The 20,581-nt window shown below is 53.0% G+C and carries 17 protein-coding genes and 1 tRNA gene; 12 read left to right on the forward strand and 6 right to left on the reverse strand.

Annotated features, from left to right (window positions below; genetic code table 11):
• Window positions 1-224 precede the first annotated feature (224 nt).
• From bla to KQX66_RS34055, 8 genes are all read left to right on the forward strand, one after another.
• Window positions 225-1,088 (forward strand): class A beta-lactamase, encoded by an 864-nt coding sequence (bla, locus tag KQX66_RS34020; protein WP_438804222.1) that lies wholly within the window; start codon window positions 225-227, stop codon window positions 1,086-1,088.
• 162 nt (window positions 1,089-1,250) lie between these two features.
• The gene (locus tag KQX66_RS34025) at window positions 1,251-3,032 is read left to right on the forward strand and encodes a BlaR1 family beta-lactam sensor/signal transducer (RefSeq protein ID WP_216798002.1); all 1,782 of its coding nucleotides are present in this window, start codon (window positions 1,251-1,253) and stop codon (window positions 3,030-3,032) included.
• 2 nt (window positions 3,033-3,034) lie between these two features.
• On the forward strand, window positions 3,035-3,418 hold the full coding sequence (gene blaI / locus KQX66_RS34030; protein ID WP_063858081.1) for a penicillinase repressor BlaI: 384 nt from the start codon (window positions 3,035-3,037) through the stop codon (window positions 3,416-3,418).
• 116 nt (window positions 3,419-3,534) lie between these two features.
• A tRNA-Leu gene (locus KQX66_RS34035) sits at window positions 3,535-3,618 on the forward strand.
• A gap of 304 nt (window positions 3,619-3,922) precedes the next feature.
• Window positions 3,923-4,906, forward strand: a complete 984-nt coding sequence (locus KQX66_RS34040) for an ABC transporter substrate-binding protein (protein ID WP_054973979.1) — start codon at window positions 3,923-3,925, stop codon at window positions 4,904-4,906.
• A 261-nt stretch (window positions 4,907-5,167) separates the two neighbouring features.
• Complete coding sequence (gene hutP / locus KQX66_RS34045; RefSeq protein ID WP_054974032.1) at window positions 5,168-5,641, forward strand: histidine utilization transcription antiterminator HutP; 474 nt, start codon at window positions 5,168-5,170, stop codon at window positions 5,639-5,641.
• 123 nt (window positions 5,642-5,764) lie between these two features.
• Window positions 5,765-7,297, forward strand: a complete 1,533-nt coding sequence (hutH, locus tag KQX66_RS34050) for a histidine ammonia-lyase (protein ID WP_216798003.1) — start codon at window positions 5,765-5,767, stop codon at window positions 7,295-7,297.
• A gap of 97 nt (window positions 7,298-7,394) precedes the next feature.
• Window positions 7,395-7,880, forward strand: a complete 486-nt coding sequence (locus KQX66_RS34055) for a GNAT family N-acetyltransferase (protein ID WP_216797992.1) — start codon at window positions 7,395-7,397, stop codon at window positions 7,878-7,880.
• A 200-nt stretch (window positions 7,881-8,080) separates the two neighbouring features.
• On the opposite strand, the gene KQX66_RS34060 is transcribed toward KQX66_RS34055, so the two are convergent.
• Window positions 8,081-8,521 (reverse strand): Hsp20/alpha crystallin family protein, encoded by a 441-nt coding sequence (locus KQX66_RS34060; RefSeq protein WP_216797993.1) that lies wholly within the window; start codon window positions 8,519-8,521, stop codon window positions 8,081-8,083.
• 306 nt (window positions 8,522-8,827) lie between these two features.
• Between KQX66_RS34060 and argS the strand changes: the two genes are divergently transcribed.
• Window positions 8,828-10,537: an arginine--tRNA ligase gene (argS, locus tag KQX66_RS34065; RefSeq protein WP_216797994.1), complete on the forward strand. Its 1,710-nt coding sequence runs from the start codon at window positions 8,828-8,830 to the stop codon at window positions 10,535-10,537.
• Window positions 10,538-10,620: 83 nt separating this feature from the next.
• On the opposite strand, the gene KQX66_RS34070 is transcribed toward argS, so the two are convergent.
• Window positions 10,621-11,034, reverse strand: coding sequence for a YjdF family protein (locus KQX66_RS34070; RefSeq protein ID WP_216797995.1), 414 nt, complete (start codon window positions 11,032-11,034; stop codon window positions 10,621-10,623).
• Between the two features lie 189 nt (window positions 11,035-11,223).
• On the opposite strand from KQX66_RS34070, the gene KQX66_RS34075 reads away from it, so the two are divergent.
• Entirely contained in the window at window positions 11,224-11,487 is a 264-nt protein-coding gene (locus KQX66_RS34075) for a YqzE family protein (RefSeq protein WP_308647312.1), read from the forward strand.
• A gap of 67 nt (window positions 11,488-11,554) precedes the next feature.
• Here KQX66_RS34075 and KQX66_RS34080 read toward each other — a convergent pair whose 3' ends face one another.
• The 3 genes from KQX66_RS34080 to KQX66_RS34090 all read right to left on the reverse strand — a co-directional run bounded on the left by KQX66_RS34080 (window position 11,555) and on the right by KQX66_RS34090 (window position 15,533).
• Window positions 11,555-12,481: a hypothetical protein gene (locus KQX66_RS34080; RefSeq protein ID WP_216797996.1), complete on the reverse strand. Its 927-nt coding sequence runs from the start codon at window positions 12,479-12,481 to the stop codon at window positions 11,555-11,557.
• A gap of 167 nt (window positions 12,482-12,648) precedes the next feature.
• The gene (locus KQX66_RS34085; protein ID WP_253957621.1) at window positions 12,649-13,728 is read right to left on the reverse strand and encodes a YqhG family protein; all 1,080 of its coding nucleotides are present in this window, start codon (window positions 13,726-13,728) and stop codon (window positions 12,649-12,651) included.
• Entirely contained in the window at window positions 13,725-15,533 is a 1,809-nt protein-coding gene (locus KQX66_RS34090; RefSeq protein WP_216797997.1) for a DEAD/DEAH box helicase, read from the reverse strand. Before KQX66_RS34090 ends, KQX66_RS34085 begins: the two co-directional genes overlap by 4 nt.
• A gap of 214 nt (window positions 15,534-15,747) precedes the next feature.
• On the opposite strand from KQX66_RS34090, the gene KQX66_RS34095 reads away from it, so the two are divergent.
• Window positions 15,748-16,593: a lipoate--protein ligase family protein gene (locus tag KQX66_RS34095; RefSeq protein ID WP_216797998.1), complete on the forward strand. Its 846-nt coding sequence runs from the start codon at window positions 15,748-15,750 to the stop codon at window positions 16,591-16,593.
• Between the two features lie 24 nt (window positions 16,594-16,617).
• Here the strand turns inward: KQX66_RS34095 and dat are convergent, their stop codons facing one another.
• Window positions 16,618-17,469, reverse strand: a complete 852-nt coding sequence (gene dat / locus KQX66_RS34100; protein ID WP_216797999.1) for a D-amino-acid transaminase — start codon at window positions 17,467-17,469, stop codon at window positions 16,618-16,620.
• A 398-nt stretch (window positions 17,470-17,867) separates the two neighbouring features.
• Here dat and KQX66_RS34105 point away from each other — a divergent pair, with 398 nt between their 5' ends.
• Entirely contained in the window at window positions 17,868-20,465 is a 2,598-nt protein-coding gene (locus KQX66_RS34105) for an adenosylcobalamin-dependent ribonucleoside-diphosphate reductase (RefSeq protein ID WP_216798000.1), read from the forward strand.
• Window positions 20,466-20,581: the final 116 nt, after the last annotated feature.

Here is a 20,581-nt window from a genome sequence, read left to right on the forward strand (position 1 = left end):
ACCTTTTTATTTTAAGCTGGTGCTTAATTTGACATTGATAGACTACAAGTGTAGTATAATATTACGAATGTAATCAAAATTAGAGAGGAGTAACAGAGTATAGAATAGAAAAAACAGTTTTTTCGTTTTCAGCTTACATAATATTTTTTGAAAAGAGGTTAAATATCTTGAGTAAATCTAAACATTCTATAGTAAAAATTTGCAATAAAATTGCTTTACCTCTATTGTTTGTACCCATCTTGCTCATTGGTTGTGCGAAGGCTGTCAATCCCCCTGTTACCCAGTCGACAGAGAAGACCCAGACAGTAGTTACATCCGAGTCTGACGAGTTTATTCAACTCGAGAACAAATTTGGCGCTAGACTTGGTGTGTATGCAATTGATACCGGTACGAGTCGGACGATTGCTTACAGACCTGAGGAACGGTTCGCTTTTGCATCCACCTATAAGGCTTTGGCGGCAGGCGCAGTGCTTCAGCAAAGCTCTAATCTCGATAAAGTAATCACCTACACCAAGGAAGACTTGGTCACTTATTCACCCATAACAGAAAAACACGTGGAAACAGGGATGACCCTTAGGGATATCTGCGACGCTGCTATCCGTTATAGCGACAACACCGCGGGGAATCTCTTACTAAAAGAATTGGGTGGCCCTAAGGGTTTTGAAACCGTACTGAAAAAGATCGGCGATAACGTTACTACGTCTGCACGTTTTGAAACAGACTTGAACCAAGCCGTCCCGGGAGACACACGTGATACAAGTACACCTAAAGCACTTGCCACAACCCTTCAGGCTTTCACGGTCGGCGACGTGCTTCCTACTGACAAACGTAAGCTCCTTACCGATTGGCTGCGGGGGAACACGACTGGGGCTAAACTGATCCGTGCGGGCGCACCCGAAGGCTGGCAGGTTGGAGATAAAACCGGTGCCGCCAGTTATGGAACGCGAAACGACATTGCTATTGTTTGGCCACCGAACAGAGACCCCATCATTATCGCAATTCTGTCCAGCCGCGATAAGCAGGATTCCGCTTATAATGACGACCTTATCGCGCAGGCTGCGAAAATAGCAATGGACGCCTTCAAGTAAACTGCAATGATCAACATGGAATAAGTTGGCTTATTTACGAGCCAGCCTATTCCAAATCAGTTTGATGGTAGTTGATAAAATGACAGTCAACTGCTAAAATTCAGGCTACAAGTTTTGCTTTAATGATTTCAACAGAAAGGTTGAGAGATGGAAACGAAAAGCATGTTCTTTACTCATTTCGTTATTAGCTTCATTGTGTCGTCTTTCACCATTGCCGTTATTATGCTGATTAAAAAATTATTCCAAAAGCAACTTTCAGCGAAATGGCACTATAATCTATGGTTTCTATTGTTTATTGCATTGCTGCTTCCTTTTATATCAAGTCATTTATTTAGTTTTGGAAACAATTTCTATTTATTCGGTGTTAACCAAAGCGATGGAATAAGTCCTTCTGCTATGACCACCGGAGATCAGGAAGTTGGAAATGTGAATTGGCTGCAGGACTTTTCGATATCTATAAACCGTGCTAGTCCAGCATACCTGAATATCATTTTAGCTTTGACCTGGATTGCAGGGATACTCGTAATGGCCGGTTTGACCCTGCATGCCTGGCTAAAGGTAAAAAATATTAAACGCACTACGTCTAACCTGAAAAACAAAGAAGTTCTCGTGTTATTTGAACAGTGCATGCAGGATTTAAAGATATCGAGACATTTAATTGTAGGGGAATCTCCGCTTGTCAGTTCACCGATGACGTTTGGCCTTCTGAAAACCTATGTTGTATTTCCGACTCATTTTGACGAATGGTTGTCTTTGAAGGATATCAGATATATTATTTTGCATGAACTCAATCACATTAAATATAAAGATATTGTGACGAATTACCTAATCGTTATTTATCAAGTCGTATACTGGTTCAATCCGCTTGTTTGGCTTGCTTTTAGGGAAATGAGATCAGATCGTGAAATAGCTTGTGACATGGCTGTTTTACATTCATTAGATGAACGCTGCTATGCCGAATATGGGAATACCGTCATTAAAGTTGTGGACAGAGCATCACATTTCAAAAATTTTGCTTTGACTAATCAGTTCAATGGTCCTAAACAGCAAATAAGGAAACGTATAGAAAGGATTGCTTCGTTTACGGCTGATTCAAAGCTATTGAAGCTGAAGAGTATCGCTATCTTTATGCTTGTGGCAATACTTGTTGCAAGTCAGGCTCCACTCGTTTCTGTGATGGCGAATGATCATAACCGATACGATTTTACCAGTGATCGAACTATGCACGAGGATTTAAGTGATTATTTTTCAGGATATAAAGGGAGCTTTGTGTTATATGATTTGAAAGCAGATCAATATCGTATCTATAACGAAAATCAAAGCAAATTAAGAGTTTCTCCGGATTCAACTTACAAAATTTATCTTGCATTGTTTGGATTGGATTCCAATGTCATAACGAGAGAAAATTCCTCCATGCCATGGAATGGCACACATTATCCATTTGATTCATGGAATAAGGATCAAAACTTATTTAAAGCCATGCAAAATTCAGTGAATTGGTATTTTCAGGATTTGGATAAAATAATCCAACAGGATAAAATACAAGCTTATCTGAACCAAATAGGCTATGGTAATCGTAATCTTTCTGGAGGAATCGGACAATATTGGTTAGAATCTTCATTAGAGATATCCCCCGTGGAGCAGGTACAATTATTAAAAGCTTTTTATACAAACCAATTTGGATTTAAAGAGAAGAATGTACAGACCGTCAAAGATTCGATTAGATTGGAAGAAAAAGATGGTGCGCTATTATCCGGAAAAACAGCTACAGGTACTGTAAATAAAAAAATGATAAATGGTTGGTTCATTGGATATGTAGAGACAAAGGACGACGTTTATTTCTTTGCAACAAATATACAAAATGAAGAGAACGCCAACGGAAGTAAGGCAGCAGAAATAACGTTATCTATTTTGAAGGATAAAGGCATATATGAAGGAGGATAAGAGTGTCTAATAAAGTCCCCAATATTTCAGAAGCAGAATGGGAAGTCATGAACGTGCTATGGGAAAAGGCACCGCAAACGGCTAACGAAATTATTCTTTCTCTACAGGAGAAAACGGATTGGAAGCCGAAGACGGTGCGCACTCTGTTAGATCGTCTAGTCCAAAAAAAGGTAGCAGGTGTAAATCAAAATCAGAAACTCTATACATTCTTTCCGCTTTATTCGCAGGATGAATGTCGGCAAGCCGAAACACAGTCTTTTATTAAGCGAATTTATGGAGGAGCCCTGAAGTCTATGCTGGTTCACTTCATCGAGGAGCAATCTTTGTCCGATGACGATATTAAGGAACTACGATTTATTTTGGATAATAAGCCGAAGAAAAATTAGGAGAGAGGATGCGCCGGTTAATCATGTTATAGAAGATTTTATGCTTGACATAGGGTAAGCGATCGTTATATAATTCCATTTGTCGGTTCGAAATCAATCGAATCGCGGCGAAATATGCGGTCGTGGCGGAATTGGCAGACGCGCTAGATTCAGGTTCTAGTGGTGTAACAGCCGTGGAGGTTCGAGTCCTCTCGACCGCATCATAGTAAAGAATAATAGGCTCATAAATTACTTTTTAGTAATTTTTGGGCTTATTTTTATGCCGTCAGTATGTACAGAGAATTTGCTTATCATTTGAACGAAGAAATTTTCGAGATGTAGCTGATTTTTATTGAATTGCTTTGAGGAAGACAAGGCTGTTAAAATGATAATGAAAATCATTATTAATTAGGAGGCTGTGAAACCAACCAATGGCCGCTCCGGCAAATCGTCATCAGGGGCCGGGAGACCCGTCTGCCGGGCCAAGTTCGAAAGCTTCAAATCTATTGAACGGAGGAAATTTGAATGTACGTTGCATCGATCCCGAAAGAAAAAAGCTTCCTTGTTACCGTAGCGATACTGCTCATTTTGCTGCTTACTGCTTGCGGCAATTCGGAGAAAAAAAACGCGGCGGATGTGCAGAACGCAGCCGTGAATGAAGCCGCCAAAACGAGCGAGGCCGCTGGTTTTCCAAGGACAATTAAGCATGCCAAGGGAGAAACTCTTCTCAAATCCAAACCCCAGAACATCGTAGTGACCTATTTCCCGTATGCGGACCATTTGTACGCAATCGGTGAGGCGTCTGCCGTAAGCGGCGTTGTCGGCCTGCAATCGCTTCGCAACTTTCCCGTTTATGATGCCTACACCAAAGAAGGCGGAGCAAAAGATCTCGGCAGCGAGGCGAATATTGAGAAATTACTCGATTTGAAACCCGATGTGATCATCGGTTGGGGAGAGGACGCGAAAATCTACGATGAGCTGTCGAAGATCGCACCTACCATACTTATCCCGGAATCGGAGAACTGGCAGGACACGATCGGCAAAGTCGCCGAGGTGATCGGGGAAGAAGGCAAGGCGCAGCAATATGTCGAAAAGTATAACGACAGGCTGCTCAAACTTGCAGGCAAATTTGAGCAGTCAGGAGTGAAAGGCAAGACCGCCATCTTTATGATGACGTGGGGCAAAGGTTTTAATTATTACGGAGGGGTTCGCATGGAACCTTATTATAAAGGACTTGGATTTGCGAAGTTTGACGGCATGAAGGACTGGGGCGAGATTAGCCTTGAAGGGGTAGCCGCTGTCGACCCGGATTATATTTTTCTCGGGAAGGATTTCACTGGAAAGGCTGAAATGACTTTGAAGGAACTGGAAACGAATAAAGTCTGGAATAGTCTTACCGCCGTGAAAACAGGCAAACTCTTTATCATCGATACAGAGATTGTCGGACCGCTTGCTATGGGCCAGATGAAAGGCTTGGAAGTGATGGAATCGATCATGCAAAAGCTCTGATTCATTCGAACACGAAGGTCGGATTTCCGGTTCCGTTTTACCATGCAATGGAGCCGGCTGCCTTCCTTGGCGTTATTGTCAACCCGCGTGATGTATGATACAATTTCATCAGATACTTTAGCGATAAGCAAATCCTTTTAGACAATTTAGCGTATAGTCGGGTCGATACAAGGCAAGTCTTATGGGAGCGGGAAGAAGCTTTCCCATTTGCTGTTGTAGCGTCTTTTTATTTTTATTGTGGCTTTTCCGCAGGAAAGGGGCATGCAAGTGACGGGCCAGCAGGGGATTCCTTCTACGATCGGCAAATTAACCGCCTTATTGACGATGATGCACGATCATGCGATGGGGGCGGACATCGTACGAAAGCTGGAAGCGGACGGATACCGGCATACCGTCGGGAAGGTCGGCTCCATGGATAGCGCGAAAGTCATTGCGGCCATCGAAACCGCTGCCAAAAACAATCGGGTCATCGACGAAAAGCGATACCGGGAGACGCACGGCTTGTACCATGCGATCCTGGAGGCTTTGCAAGGGGTAAGCCGGGGAACTCCGCAGATTCGGGACGTATTGCGCACGGTAGGACTGACCTTCGCCATTGTCCGCGGCCCTTTGTCGACCGAACAAGGTCAACCAGACGAAGGGGAGTGGATCTGCGTATGCATGTACGGCACGATCGGCGCCCCGAAAAAAGGCTTCGAGCATGAAGTTTTGGGTTTCGGCATCAATCACATTTGATGACCGGACGTTTCAATTGAATAACTTTAGACCATAGTCTTATAGTTGCGTTTAGAGGTCACGACCATTGATTTGGTGTGGCCTCTTTTTTTTGTGTCCAATTCATAAGGAGAGTGGTTCGTGATGATTAAAACGGCACATATTACGATCGGCGGCGGCAAGCTGACCTTGCAGGAGGTTGTGCTCGTGGCGCGCCACGGCTACGAAGTCGAGCTTGACGCTTCGGTCAAAGCGAAGGTAACGAAGAGCAGAGAGTACGTCGAGAAGCTGCTGGCGGAGAAAAAGGTCGTCTACGGCTTGACCACGGGCTTTGGCAAATTCAGCGACACGTACATTTCGAGCGAAGACGCGAAGATGCTGCAAGTGAATCTGATCCGCAGCCACGCTTGCGGGATCGGCGATCCGTTCCCGGCGGAAGTGGCCAGAGCGATCGTGCTGCTTCGCATCAATGCCTTGATTCAAGGTTATTCCGGCATACGCTACTCCGTTGTGGAAACGATGGTCGAGATGCTGAACAAAGGCGTCGTTCCGCTGATTCCGGAGAAAGGCTCGCTCGGCGCCAGCGGAGACTTGGCCCCGCTGTCCCATTTGGCGCTGGTCCTGATGGGGGAAGGGGAGGCGTTGTTCCGGGGAGAGAAGCTGGATGGAAAAACGGCGATGGATAAGGCCGGAATCGTACCGGTGTCGCTTGAAGCAAAAGAGGGTCTGGCTCTGATCAATGGCACACAAGTGATGACCGCCGTCGGCGCTTTGGCTTGCTGGGACGCGCTGCAGCTGGCCAAATGGGCCGATTGCGCCGCCGCTTTGACGACCGAGACCTTGCAGGGCGTGAGGCAGGCGTTCGATCCGGAAACGCACGACATCCGCCCGCATGCCGGCCAGCAGCAGGTCGCTTCGAATATCCGCAAGCTGACCCAAGACAGCCGCCTGATGACGAACCAAGGCGAGCTGCGCGTCCAAGACGCTTATTCGCTGCGCTGCGTACCGCAGGTTCACGGCGCTTCGGCCGACGCGCTTCAGTATATTCACGATAAATTACTGATCGAGATGAATTCGGTAACGGATAACCCGCTCATTTTCACCGAGCAGGAGAAAGTGATCTCCGGCGGCAATTTTCACGGTCAACCGATTGCGCTGGCGATGGATTTCCTCTCCATTGCGGTGGCGGAGCTGGCGAATATATCGGAGCGGCGAATCGAACGGCTGGTCAATCCCCAGCTAAGCGGAGGACTGCCTCCGTTTCTGACGAAGTACGGCGGCACGAACTCGGGCTTCATGATTGCGCAGTATGCTGCGGCTTCACTCGTGTCCGAAAACAAGTCGCTTGCGCATCCGGCCAGCGTCGATTCGATTCCAAGCTCGGCGAATCAAGAGGATCACGTGAGCATGGGAACGATCGGCGCGAGAAAAGCGGCTAAAATCGTCGAAAATGCGTACAACGTAGTTGCCATCGAGCTGCTTTGCGGCTCGCAAGCGGCCGATTACCGCGGGGCCGACGGGCTGGGCAAGGGAACGGCTTGGGTGTACGCGCAGTGCCGCAAGCAGGTGCCTTTTCTGGACGAAGACCGCGTAATGTACACGGACTTCCGTAAAGCCGTGCACATGATGAAGGATGCGGCGGTGCTGAAGGATATGACCGAGACGCTTGGTTTGTAATAGACGGCTTTCCGGTTCGAGTCTTGCCTTTCTCCCGAAACCTTGCTATAGTAGGCGAAAAAATCGCTAGGATGGCGTGAGAGGGAGCGGGCTTTGAATGGAGATCAGACGGGCCGGACATGCGGATGTACCGCACATTTTGGATATTTATAACGAAGCTGTCCTAACGACGGTAGCGACGTTCGATACGGTTCCGCGCACGCTGGAGCAGCAACTGGAATGGTTCGAGCAGCACGGCGAAGCTTACCCGGTCGTCGTCGCCGAGGACGCCGGTTTGGTTCTCGGCTGGGCCGCCGCGAACCGCTATTCCGACCGGCTGGCCTATGCGCGCACGGCGGAGCTGTCCTTATATATCCGGGACGGGCACCGCGGTCGGGGAATCGGGAAAAAGCTGCTGGAAGCCGTACTGGACGAAGGGAAAAAGGCCGGGCTGCATACGGTGCTGTCGCGGATCGTGGAGGGCAACGACAGCAGCATTCATATTCATCGGCGGCTCGGGTTCGATACCGTAGGCACGATGCGCGAGGTCGGCTTCAAATTCGGCAAGCTGCTGGACGTCGTCATGCTGCAAAAAATGCTTTAAACTCGTAAACCGGAGTGGAACCGGCGGCAGCCGGAAGCTCCGGTTTTTTGCTTGTCGCGAAAAAAAGCGACCCGCAAGCAACGGGCCGCGGGCCAAGAGAGAATTTATATGAAAAAGGGGGTCGAGCTTTATTATAGAGGTTATACATTAAGGGAAGATGAAAAGCATATTTCAATTGGATTACAGTTGGATGACGTCAATTAATGAAATTCCACGTCGATCCGTTTTCTGGCGTTATTTTGAACTTTGGGCATTTTCACTTCGAGAATGCCGTTCCTATATGAAGCGACCGTGCCCTCGGCCTGCACTTCCGCCGGCAGCGCAACGGTGCGCTGGAAGCGGCCGCTATAACGCTCCTTACGATGATACTGCTCTTCCTTCGCTTCGTGTACCTTGTGTACGGTGCCGACGATCGTGAGCGTCTGCTGCTCCACTTGGATGTCTACATCTTCTTTTTTCTCCAGGCCCGGAATCTCGCAGTGGGCGATAACCTCATTTTCGGTTTCGTAGACGTCCATGCGCGGCGCGCCGAATTCCTGCTGGAATCCGAACGCGGAAGGCAGCCCCTCGTTAAAAAACTTGTCCATTTCTTTTTTCCAATGATCCACGCGTCTGAACGGTTCAAACGGAACCAACGGCATAAACATACGCCTCCTTAATGAAAGTTTGTTTTAAATTTCCTCCCTTATTTTTTCATCAGTCTCCAAAATTCATGCAAAAATCGCGCGCATGCCGGAACGAAGCGCCGCCAGACCGCCAAAATCCTTGGTCTGACGCAGCAAACCCGGCTTGACTCGGTTTTTCGCGCCCGATATAATGGAACATATGCAAAGGCTGGCAAAACCTACGTGCGACGTTGAAAAACGGCACCCCGACCGGGGTGCTTTCTTGTATGAAAGCGTACTGCGGGATGGCGGCGTTCGTTCGAAGAAAGGGGCACATCGTGTATGAATTACAAACAATGGTTGGCCGGACAGCTGGCGGCAAAGCTTGAAGGCATATCGCAGGAAGCGCTGGCGGAGCTGATCGAGTATCCGCCGAATCCGCAGATGGGGGATTTGTCGCTGCCCTGCTTCAAGCTGAGCAAGCAGCTCCGGAAGGCGCCGCAGGCGATTGCGGAAGAGCTGAAGGCGGGTTGGAGCGACAATGCGTCGGTTCAGCGGGTCGATGCGGTGTCCGGTTATTTTAACGTATTTTTGAACCCGGCCGCGTTCGCCAATGAAGTCGTGGGTGAAGTATTGGCGCGCCAAGACCGTTACGGCTCGCAGGAATACGGTCAAGGACGCAACATCGTCATCGATTTCTCTTCGCCGAATATTGCGAAGACGTTCCATATCGGTCATCTCCGCTCGACGGTTATCGGGAATGCGCTTTATAACATTTTCAACTTTATGGGATACAACAGCGTGGGCGTCAACCATCTCGGCGATTGGGGCACGCAGTTCGGCAAGCTGATCGTCGCTTACAAGCTGTGGGGGGATCAGGCTGCCGTCGAAGCGGAAGGCATCGACGAGCTGCAGCGCATTTACGTCAAGTTCCATGACGAAGCCGACGTGAAGCCGGAGCTGGAGGACGAGGCGCGCGCCTGGTTCGTAAAGCTGGAGCAGGGGGACGAGGAGGCGCACAAGCTGTGGCGCTGGTTTGTGGACATCAGCTTGAAGGAGTTCCACAAGATGTACGATCTGCTCGGCGTCAAGTTTGATTCGTATGCCGGCGAAAGCTTCTATAACGATAAAATGGCGGAAGTATTGGACGAGCTTAAGGCGAAAAACCTGCTGGAAGAAGACGGCGGAGCGCTTCTCGTCCGGCTCGACCAGTTCAATATGCCTCCGGCGCTCATGGTGAAGAAGGACGGCGGAACGCTGTACCATACGCGCGACGTGGCGGCGGCCAAGTACCGCAAGAAGACGTATGATTTTGACAAAGCCGTTTATGTGACGGATGCGGGGCAAAGCTTGCATTTTAACCAGCTGTTCAAAGTGATTGAGCTGATGGGCTACGATTGGTCGAAGCAAATGATGCACGTGCCGTTCGGCAAAGTCAGCCTGGAAGGCGCGAAGCTGTCGACCCGGAAGGGCAATGTCATCAACCTGGAGGAACTGCTCGGCAAAGCGATCGAGAAGACCCGCGAAATTATCGAAGAGAAAAATCCGAATCTCGAAAATAAAGACGAAGTCGCGCGCAAGGTCGGCGTCGGAGCGATTATTTTCAACGATTTGAGCAATAACCGGATTAAGGATATCGTTTTCTCCTGGGACGAGGCGCTGAATTTCGAAGGCGAAACCGGACCTTACGTGCAGTATACGCATGCGCGGACGTGCAGCGTGCTGGCGAAAGCCGATCCGGCGGAGACGCAGTCGTTCGAAGGCTTTGATCCGAAGCATTTGGAAAACGAAGAGGCGCAAGGCGTGCTGAGGCAGCTGTACCTGTTCAAGGAACGGGTCGAGCAGGCGATGCATAAGCTGGAGCCTTCCATTATTAGCCGATATTTGGTTGATCTGGCGCAAAGCTTCAACCGGTTTTATCACGAATGTCCGATTCTGAAGGTGGACGATGCCGGGGTGCGCAAGGCGCGCCTTGCACTCGTGGAGTCCGTAAGGATTACGCTGAAGAACGGCCTGGCGCTGATCGGTATCGAGGCGCCGGAGAAAATTTAAAACTCGTACCATGGCAAAAACACCCGATTGCCGGACTGTCCTGTAGACAGCCCGGCATCCGGGTGTTTTTTTGCACGCGACCGTTACCGGCCGCGGTGCTTTGCTTTCGCTTTTTGAATGGCGATTTCGCGTTTGCGTTCCTTCTCGGCTTCACGCTGCTCCCGGGTGACGATCTTGCGCGTCTTCTTGCGGTGCTCCAGATCGAGCTTCAGCGCTTCCTGCGCTGCGCCGCGGATGCCTTTGCGATCCATCTCGCGGGCGGCTTCGCGGGCGAGCCGCTTCGGATTGACGCGGCCCCGCCGGGCCACGGCATCGACGCTGACGCCCACCGACGTTTGTGCGAGCAGCGGCAGCATCCGAAACTGCACGAACTCCATCACCTCGGCGTCGTATGGCTCCGAGCCGAACACGTAACGAGTGGCTTTGACCTTGCCGTCCGTTTCGTGTTCCGTCACACCTACCCAAAATTCACCTTCAAAATAAACGGTAAGCTTCATGCTTTCCCCTCCTTACGTCTTGCGAGCGATGGACATCCCGAGGGGGAAGGATATGACACGGGCTTGCATCTCCGAAAAGCCGGCCCGTGCATCCGGGCTACCAACCGGACCGCGATTTTACGCTCGACTTCATTATAGGACGAAGACAGGTTTGCCGCAACCGGGTGCGGTTCATAATGGGATATAGAGGTGAGCGGCAAAGTGGCGAAAAGCGACGAGCTTGTGAAATATGTAACAGAGCGGTTCGTCCGGTACATCGAGATGCCGAAGGAAGTGCGCCGACAGGTGCGGGCGGACCGGAGGGAAGGCAAGGAGCCGTGGCAGTACCGCTGGTTCGGCATGCTGCCGGTGGCGATCGGCATGTGGACGAAGCCTTTGCGCGAGGGCGCCCGGCGTCTCGGGAGAAGCTTGGGGAAGAGAACGGAGCGGTGGAGGCAACAGCGGATAAAATAAAAAAGGAAAAGCTTCTTGCCGTCAGGCGGGAAGCTTTTCTATATAGGGAAGAGGAGAAAACCGTTGGTTATGGGTAAAAGCTGCCGAGACGCTGCAGCGCCTCGTAGGGAAGAAAGCGGTCGTCGTCCTGCCGGAATTGCACGAAGCGATCCCCGCTGGACCACACTTGAAAGCCTGCGACGGGAAGCGGCACGGTTACGCTGCCTTCGTAAAGCTGGGCGGCGTACACCGGCTTGCTGCCTTGAGCGATCAACTGCTTCAGATCGTCGAAGGGCAATGGCTTGCCCGATTTATGCACCCACGGCAGCCGGGCATAAGGCTCCGCGGGCTCCGCTTGCCCGCTTTCCTTTATTGTATGCTTGGCATCGGTATTGGTGAATGCTTGGACATTTGGCGCGGGCGCCGATTTGCTCTTGGGCAGCTTGGCGTCGCCGGTGAAAGGCATTTCCTCGCCGGTTTTGGCGTCGATATACCAGATGCGGTCCGCGTTCTGCACGGTTATTTTCCAGAGAGCCTGCAGCGGACCGAAGTATAATCTCTCGGTTTGATGCGGATATTCGATAAGTTCAAGCTGCACCAGGCTTCGATGCAGCGTTTGCAAGCTGAATAACGGGTAGGAGCCTTTACCGTACTCGGTCAGCCTGTATGTGTCCGGCTCTCCGGCGTGGATAACCAGATAGCCCGCTTCCGAGCCTTCGGCGCTTACGATGATGACCCAGCCGTGCATGCCCGGTCCGAGCGGATAGCTTGTCCAGGACGCCTGCTGCCACGGTTCGAAGCCGGGCTGGAGCGCGAGCTGCTTCATAAACCGCTCCACGGCCGCTTGCAGCGTCGGAGCGGCAATGTCGGTTGCCGGTTCGGGCTTCGTCGCGGAAGGAGAAGCCGAAGGTTTCGTTTCCTCCACCGCATGCGCGGGAGGCGATTCGAGCGGCCAGGCCGCAAGCAGGCTTGTGCCGAGCAGCAGCGAGACGAGCGCGAACGTAAGCTTTTTCATAGTTTCACCTGCTTCGCTTGGGAGTCGTTGGCCTGAGATCGGCATTATGCGCATTCCGCTGCGAATATGCCTTTATTGTACAAGGTATGCGGCGAAAAGATTGTTAGAACCTGTAGTCTGTCCAAAAATACTTTCCCCTGAAAAACGCACCGTTTCGCGGCCGTTCGTCAGTACGCGGGCGGTTTCGCAGAGGAAACATGGAACAATCCGCAGTTGATGGCGGATATTCGGATGCGCGGGCGGTACTGCCATTCGATTTCCCGGGCTCGGCCTGCGTACTGCGCCTCGATGTCCGGCCGTTGATCGGGCTCGGCGGTCTTGATCAGCGCTTCGTAATAATCGCGGATGCGGGCTTGTTCATCCGCGAGCCGAAGCTGGGCTTCCTTCGCCCAGCGGTGGTCGTACCTCGCGAGCTTACTTTCCAGATGCTCTTCCAGATAAAGTACCGCGCGGGGCAGCGCAATCCGGTCCGGGGTAATGTAGACGTGAGCGGGCAATTGCGGCGTAAAAGCGACCGGAGCGATCCAATCCATAAACCGCTCGCGGATCACGCCCGTCTGCAGTTGGATGCCCAGAGAGTGAATTTCGCTGCGCTTCATATCGCAGGCCAGCTCCACCTTGTAATTGACGGCAAGCCAAGTATCGTATGGAACGGTCGAGGATCGTCTGGGCTGCTCCGGCACATGCTGCTCGAACAGCCGGACATACTTGCCCTTGGCCCGGACGGCGGCAAAAAGCTGCTCCAGCCGACGGCTGCCATAGGTGACTTCGTCACGCGGAATGCGCGCGGTAAAAGACGTCGGCACGAAGCCGAAATAGCGGCCGAGGATGCTGTCTCCCTGCGGGGGCTGCGGTACGCCGGGCGGTGTGCCCGGCTGCGCCGCAGTTCCTGCGGGGCTTCCGGCAGGGGGCTGGCCGGCCGCAACCACGGCGGACGAAGTCCCGGCCGTGCCAGCGAGCCCGGGAGCGGCTGTGCTGACGCCGGGTTGAGGCCCGCCGGGAGGGCCGTGCGGCTGCAGCTCGCGGTAGGCCTCCGGGTCGAAGACGAAGGTGCACGTCATCGTCTCCGGGGTAACGCCGGTCCGTTCGACGAAGCTCCAATAATAAGGGCGGTGATTCAAATCCTTGTCGGCGGAGGGCGACAGCTTCACGGTCACGTAGGCCGGATGCTTCTCCATAATGTCGCACTGCTCCGCTTCCAGATAGCGCAGCACGAAGGAGCGGATTTGGTCCGCCGTCATCGTCATGGCCGGGCCTCCTCCCCGCCATGGTCCTGCCCGTGGATGGGGCTGCCTACCGCATTCAACACGCTTTGCAGCCGCGTGCTCTCCTGCGACTCCTGCTCCACCTCGGAGCGCGCGACGGTGAAGGAACGCCCCAGTTCGTCAAGCTGCCGGCGGATGTCCTCCTGGCTGCGAGAAGACAAAATCATTTTGGCCAGATGCGATTCAAGCGACGTTTTTTTCTCGAATCGCTCCAGAATCGTATCCAGCTCGCCGATGACCAGCTCGAACATGTTGATTTTCTCGTGCAGCAGCGATAAGATATGCTCCTCGATGGTGCCGAGGGTGGACAGGTTGTAAATTTTGACATCCTCCTGCTGGCCGAGCCGGTGCACGCGGCCGATCCGCTGCTCGACCCGCATCGGGTTCCACGGAAGGTCGAAGTTGATCATATGGTGGCAAAATTGCAGATTGATGCCTTCGCCCCCCGCTTCGGTGGCGATCAGCACTTGGGCCCGGTTGCGGAACAAGTCCATCATCCAATCTTTTTTGCCCCGGTTCATACCGCCCCGGTAAGGAACGGCCGAAATTTTCCGATCTTTTAAATATTGCAGCAAATATTCCTGAGACGCGCGATACTCCGTGAAAATAATCACTTTTTCCCCGATGTCGCCGATCAGCTCCATCACTTTTTCGGCTTTCGTATTCGCCTTGATGCTGCGAATCAGCTCGACGAGCTCCCAGATTTTGGCGCGGAGCGGCGAGTTCTCTTCGGTTTTCTTGAACAAGTTGACGAGCGTGATGAATACCGCATCCCGGCTGGAGCACACCTCGCGCTGCAGCGTGACAAGCGACAAAATGCTTCCGATATCGCCGCCGGACTCCTCGTAACGACCGCGGACGAAGTTGGTCACACCGTCGTACAGCGCCTGCTCTTCGGGCGAGAGCCGCAAAGGAATATTGCGCACGATCCGCTTGGTGAAATTCACATTGCCGTCGCTGCGCCGGTTGCGGATCATGACCTTGCTCAGCTCGTGCTGAAGCTGCTCTTCGTTCTTCGGAATCCGCTTGTCCACGACGAAATTCGCCTGAAAGCTGCCCTGACCGCCAAGCTGCCCCGGCTTGAGCAGGGTGATGAGGTTATACAGCTCTTTCAGGTCGTTCTGCACCGGCGTCGCCGTCAGCAGCAGGCAGTACTTTTTGCGCAGCTCGTTGATGAACTGGTAGTTGGTCGTTTTTTTGTTCTTCAGCTTGTGGGCTTCGTCCACGATCAGCATGTCATACTCCAGCCCGAGCACGATATCCCGGTGCGGGTCGCGCTTGGCCGTATCCATCGAGGCGACGACGACATCGTTGGCGGCCCACATGTATTCTTTTTTCTGGGCAACGGCGGAAATGCCGAATTTCTGGTTCAGCTCGCGTACCCACTGCAGCACCAGCGAAGCGGGCACGAGGATGAGCACCTTGCGGACGAGTCCGCGGATCATATACTCCTTGAGAATGAGGCCGGCCTCGATCGTTTTGCCGAGCCCGACCTCGTCCGCGAGAATGGCCCGTCCGCGCATCTCGGTCAATACTTTTTTGGCGGTATCGATCTGATGGTCCATCGGCACCAGATTCGGTAAATGCGACAAGCATTGGAGCTCGTCGAAGCTGCGGATCAGCCCCGACTGCTCGGCTTCTTCGGCCAGCCGGAACATCGTCCAATCATCCCACGGACCGTTACGCTGCGCCCGGTCGTGCAGTTCATCGAACCAATCCCGTTCAAAATACAGCTGAACATGCTCATTCAATTGACGCACGTGTTCTTTTTGCTCGGTGGATTGCATCGGACGCGCTCCTTTTCCATCGGGTAACGAATCGAGTCAATTTTTAGTATGCACGAAAATAAAGTCTTTCAAACGAACCGGCAATGCTATATGATGAAAGGGATGGGGCCTGGCGGACGGACGCCGGGCTCTCGATTTCTGCGGTGCCAGGACGGTTTATATAGGGGAGAGCCGGCCGAGGCGGCCGGTGGCGAAAAAAAGGGAGGGATCGCGGATGACGCAGGAATGGCGATGGATTCGGTCCGGCTATGGTTCGCCGGCTTACAATATGGCGGTAGACGAAGCGATACTGACCGCGCATGGTGAAGGGGCGGCGCCGCCAACCGTGCGGTTTTACGGCTGGAATCCTCCGACGCTGTCGATCGGTTATTTTCAGAAGGCAAGGGAAGAGATCGATTTTGATGCGCTGAAGCGCGAAGGCATCGGCTTCGTCCGGCGGGCGACCGGGGGAAGGGCGGTGCTCCATGACAAGGAGCTGACGTACAGCATCATCGTGTCCGAGGACTACCCCGGCATTCCGCGAAGCGTGACGGAAGCGTATCGGGTGCTGAGCGAAGGGCTGCTGCTCGGGTTCCGCAAGCTCGGACTGGCAGCCGATATGGTACAGCTCGAAAGCGAGGAGGACAAGAGCAAGTACGAGTCGATGGGCTCGGCGGCCTGTTTCGATTCGCCTTCCTGGTACGAGCTTGTCGTGGAGGGGCGCAAGGTGGCCGGCAGTGCGCAGACCCGGCAGAAGGGCGTCGTGCTGCAGCACGGGTCGATTTTGCTCGATCTTGATGCGGACCAGTTGTTCCGGCTGCTCAGATTCAAGAACGAACGGATCATGGAACGAATGAAGCAGCAGTTTTTACGGAAGGCGGTCGCGATCAACGACCTGCTTCGGAGCGTCGGACAACCGCCGGCTGGGCTGGCACAGACGGAAGAGGCGTTTCTGGCCGGCATGGCCGAGGGATTGGGCGTAAAGCTGGTGCCGGGAGAGCTGACCACATACGAGCAGGAGCTGGCGGAACAGTTGGCTGAAGAAAAATATGGCAATGAAGAATGGAACCTTCGGAGATAGCGCTCCGAAGGTTTTTTTGATAGGTTATTGAGGGATGCAGGAGGCGATGGCCTGCTCAAAGGCTTGCTGCAGGACGCGCGTGATAGGGCCCGGATTTCCTGTGGCAACGGGCAGGCCGTCGACGGAAATGACGGGCGTTACTTCGATGGTCGTACCGGTGACGAACGCTTCGTCCGCCTGCCGGAGATCGTCCAGCGTGAACGGTGTTTCGGCAACCGGGATGCCGAGCTCGCGGGCCAGACGCAGCGCGACGGCGCGCGTGATCCCGTGCAGGATCAGGTTGTCGGCGGGATGGGTAATGACCGCCCCTTGTTTTACGATCATCACGTTGGAGGCGCTGCACTCCGTGACCAGTCCGCTGCGGTGCAAAACGACGTCGTCCGCGCCTCGATCGAGCGCGTGCTGCTTCGCCAACGTGTTGGGCAGCAGGTTAAGCGTCTTTAGATCACAGCGCAGCCATCGAATATCCTCCATCGTGACGACGGCGATGCCCTGCTGCATCATGTGAACGGGACGCTTCACCTCGGTCGTATAAGCCATCAGGACAGGCTCGGCCTGAGCGGGAAACGCATGGGCTCTCGGCGTGGTACCGCGAGTAATTTGAAGGTAGACGGTACCTTCTATCAGCGAGTTGGCGGCGATTAATTGCTCCAGCAGCTTTTTCAATTCGCTTGAGGCAGCGGGCAGGTCTATGCGGACGGCGGCCGCCGTTCGCTCCAGCCGCTTGAAATGCGCTTCGGCTTCGAACAATTTGCCTCCGTAGACGCGGAATACTTCATAGATGCCGTCGCCGAAATAGTACCCGCGGTCGTCCGGCGAGACGCGAACTTCTTCTTTGGGAACGAGTCTGTCTTGGATCAGGTAAATCGGAGTCATGGGTACACCTCCCGTATGATGTAGGTTTTGGAAAATAGGAACATACGTTTGATAACTCTGATGAATTCGGTTATACTATTACTAGACTAACAATCGGCTGAATCATTGTCAAAACGAAGCAAAGGGCGGATTTTCAAGGCAGGGTTCAACATGTTTTTGAGCGTACATAGGTCTAATTTTCGGCCAGCTTAAATCGGCTTTGTCGAAAAAGATGAAGATTTCGTCAACGAAAAAGAGAGCCTGACCGCGAAAAAAGAAGCTAGCGGGCTTGTATTCCATACTACGCCGTTAAATCCGCTTTTTGCCTATTCGTAACACAATATATTGTATTGTATAATGAATTTCGCATACCAGATATTGTGATTGATCTTTGAAAATATTTCCGGGAGGTTGTTGTTTTGAAGACCGTGCAGCAGACCAAATTGGAAGGCTTAAGCGAAAAAATATTTCTTGACCGTTATGCGATGAAGGATGCCGATACCCGCAACACGAAAGTGGGAGATACGGTACTGGTGCTGACGAAGGACGATCCGAAGTTTCCGGCCAAGGAAGTAGGGGAAGTCATTGAACGTCAAGGAAACCAGGTCAAGGTCAAGCTGCGGAGCGGAGACGTTGTTGATTCCTCCGTCGAGAAGCTGACGCTGACGCTGGAAAAAACGCCGCAGCAAATGTGGGACCGCTTGGCCGCTGCCATGGCTTCCGTGGAAGCAACTCCGGAGAAACGCAAGGAATGGACGGACAAGTTCCGTTACGTGCTCGACGATTGGAAGCTTGTGCCCGGCGGGCGGATCGCCGCAGGTGCTGACGCAAGCGACGAATTGACGCTGTTCAACTGCTACGTCATTCCGTCCCCGCATGACAGCCGCGGAGGCATTATGGCGACGCTGTCCGAAATGACGGAAATTATGGCGCGCGGAGGCGGCGTCGGGATTAACTTGTCCTCGCTTCGTCCACGGCGTTCCGTTGTCAAAGGCGTCAACGGTTCTTCGAGCGGCGCGGTCTCATGGGGCGGACTGTTCAGCTACACGACCGGCCTGATCGAACAGGGCGGAAGCCGCCGCGGCGCGCTGATGCTGATGATCAACGACTGGCATCCGGACGTGGTCGATTTTATTACCGTGAAGCAAACGATGGGCCAGATCACGAACGCCAACTTGTCCGTATGCGTCAGCAATGGCTTTATGAAGGCGGTCAAAGAGGATCTGGATTGGGAATTGGTCTATCCGGATACGACCGACCCCGAATATGACGAGCTGTGGGACGGCGATTTGGACAAGTGGAGAAAGACCGGCAAAAAAATAAATCACTATCGTACGGTCAAAGCGCGCGACGTGTGGCATACGATTATCGAATCCGCATGGAAATCGGCGGAGCCCGGCGTCGTGTTCATGGAGTACTATAACCAGATGTCCAACAGCTGGTATTTCAACCCGATCATCTGCACGAACCCTTGCGGCGAGCAGGGATTGCCGGCGTGGGGCGTATGCAATCTGTCCGCGATCAATCTGTCCAAGTTTTACGACGAGCATAATCACGACGTGGCTTGGGACGAGCTGGCGAAGGTCGTCCAATATTCCACGCGTTTCCTGGATAACGTTATTGACAAAACGCCGTATCACTTTGAGCAAAACCGGGTGAACCAGCAGGGCGAGCGCCGTGTCGGACTCGGCTCGATGGGTCTTGCCGAGCTGATGATTAAGCTGGGCATCCGCTACGGCAGTCCGGAATCGCTCGAGTTCCTCGATAAGCTGTACGGCTTCATGGCGAAGGAAGCCTACTTGGCTTCCGCCGATATCGCGGAAGAGAAGGGCTCCTTCAAGCAGTTCCAAGCGGAACCGTTTCTGCAGAGCGGCTTCATGAAGCATATGACGTCCGTCTTCCCGGAAGTGGGCACCGCCATCCAGAAAAAGGGCATGCGCAACGTAACGGTCATTACCCAGGCGCCGACGGGCAGCACGGGAACGATGGTGGGCACCTCGACTGGGATCGAGCCGTACTTTGCGTTCGAGTACTACCGTCAAAGCCGTCTCGGCTTCGACAAGCAGTACGTGCCGATCGCTCAGGAATGGAAGGATCGGCATCCGAACGAAGAGCTGCCGGACTATTTCGTCACAGCTATGGATTTGTCCGCGGAAGATCATATTCGCGCACAGGCCGCCATTCAAAAATGGGTGGACAGCTCGATCTCCAAGACGGCGAACTGCCCGTCCGACTTTACGGTTGAAGAAACGAAGCAGTTGTACGAGCTTGCCTTCGATCTGGGCTGCAAAGGCGTGACGATCTATCGGGACGGCAGCCGCGACGTGCAGGTGCTGAGCACGGACAAGAAGGAAGAGAAGGCTGCGGAAGCGAAGCCGGCGGCACAACCGGTGGCGGCCGAGCAACCCGTTGCAGGCGAGGAGAAGTCACTCACCAACCTGTCTCAATCGCTGGCGGTCAACATTGACACCAAGACGGAGCAGGTGTTCGACAAGGAATACAAGCGCCGTCCGCAGGCTCTGCGCGGGGCGACGTATAAATTCAATACTCCGTTCGGGATGGCTTACATTACGATTAACGATATGAACGGCAGCCCGAGCGAAATATTCTTGAACGTCGGCAAAGCCGGTTCCGATGTCTTCGCGATGTCCGAAGCGCTCGGACGCGTCTGCTCGCTGTTCCTGCGCTACGGCGATCATGGCAACAAGGTGCAGCTGCTAATCAAGCACCTCAAGGGTATCGGCGGCTCCGGCGCGATCGGCTTCGGCGCGAACCGCGTCGAATCGATTGCCGACGCCGTCGCCAAGGCGCTCGAAATGCACGGCGATTTCTCCGACAGCGCGGATGACTACATCACCGCCACACAGGAGGTCGTGATGGAAACGACCGCTCAATACGCGGTAACACGCAGCGCGGCTACGTCCCTCGACTTGTGCCCGTCCTGCGGCTCGGCTTCGCTGATTAACAGCGAAGGTTGTAAAAATTGCAGCAACTGCGGCTACAGCCGCTGCAGCTAGGAAAGAGGCCTTCGGGCCTCTTTTTTGTTGTGTGTGCCCATTTAGTCTGTCTAATCAAGATTTCTTTTGGTAGGGATTTCCCCATTATTAATTCTTGAATGGCTGGTGGATATGCT

Source organism: Paenibacillus oleatilyticus (genome assembly GCF_018998565.1).
GTDB lineage: Bacteria > Bacillota > Bacilli > Paenibacillales > NBRC-103111 > Paenibacillus_G > Paenibacillus_G oleatilyticus.

Excerpts from the sequence above, each read along its gene's own strand:
- KQX66_RS34060 (WP_216797993.1), bottom strand. The coding sequence starts at position 8,521 with ATGCCGTTGGTTCCGTTTGAACCGTTCAGACGCGTGGATCATTGGAAA.
- KQX66_RS34025 (WP_216798002.1), top strand. The coding sequence starts at position 1,251 with ATGTTCTTTACTCATTTCGTTATTAGCTTCATTGTGTCGTCTTTCACC.
- KQX66_RS34055 (WP_216797992.1), top strand. The coding sequence starts at position 7,395 with ATGGAGATCAGACGGGCCGGACATGCGGATGTACCGCACATTTTGGAT.
- hutP (WP_054974032.1), top strand. The coding sequence starts at position 5,168 with ATGCAAGTGACGGGCCAGCAGGGGATTCCTTCTACGATCGGCAAATTA.
- argS (WP_216797994.1), top strand. The coding sequence starts at position 8,828 with ATGAATTACAAACAATGGTTGGCCGGACAGCTGGCGGCAAAGCTTGAA.
- KQX66_RS34070 (WP_216797995.1), bottom strand. The coding sequence starts at position 11,034 with ATGAAGCTTACCGTTTATTTTGAAGGTGAATTTTGGGTAGGTGTGACG.
- KQX66_RS34090 (WP_216797997.1), bottom strand. The coding sequence starts at position 15,533 with ATGCAATCCACCGAGCAAAAAGAACACGTGCGTCAATTGAATGAGCAT.
- KQX66_RS34080 (WP_216797996.1), bottom strand. The coding sequence starts at position 12,481 with ATGAAAAAGCTTACGTTCGCGCTCGTCTCGCTGCTGCTCGGCACAAGC.
- dat (WP_216797999.1), bottom strand. The coding sequence starts at position 17,469 with ATGACTCCGATTTACCTGATCCAAGACAGACTCGTTCCCAAAGAAGAA.
- KQX66_RS34095 (WP_216797998.1), top strand. The coding sequence starts at position 15,748 with ATGACGCAGGAATGGCGATGGATTCGGTCCGGCTATGGTTCGCCGGCT.
- KQX66_RS34040 (WP_054973979.1), top strand. The coding sequence starts at position 3,923 with ATGTACGTTGCATCGATCCCGAAAGAAAAAAGCTTCCTTGTTACCGTA.
- hutH (WP_216798003.1), top strand. The coding sequence starts at position 5,765 with ATGATTAAAACGGCACATATTACGATCGGCGGCGGCAAGCTGACCTTG.
- KQX66_RS34085 (WP_253957621.1), bottom strand. The coding sequence starts at position 13,728 with ATGACGATGACGGCGGACCAAATCCGCTCCTTCGTGCTGCGCTATCTG.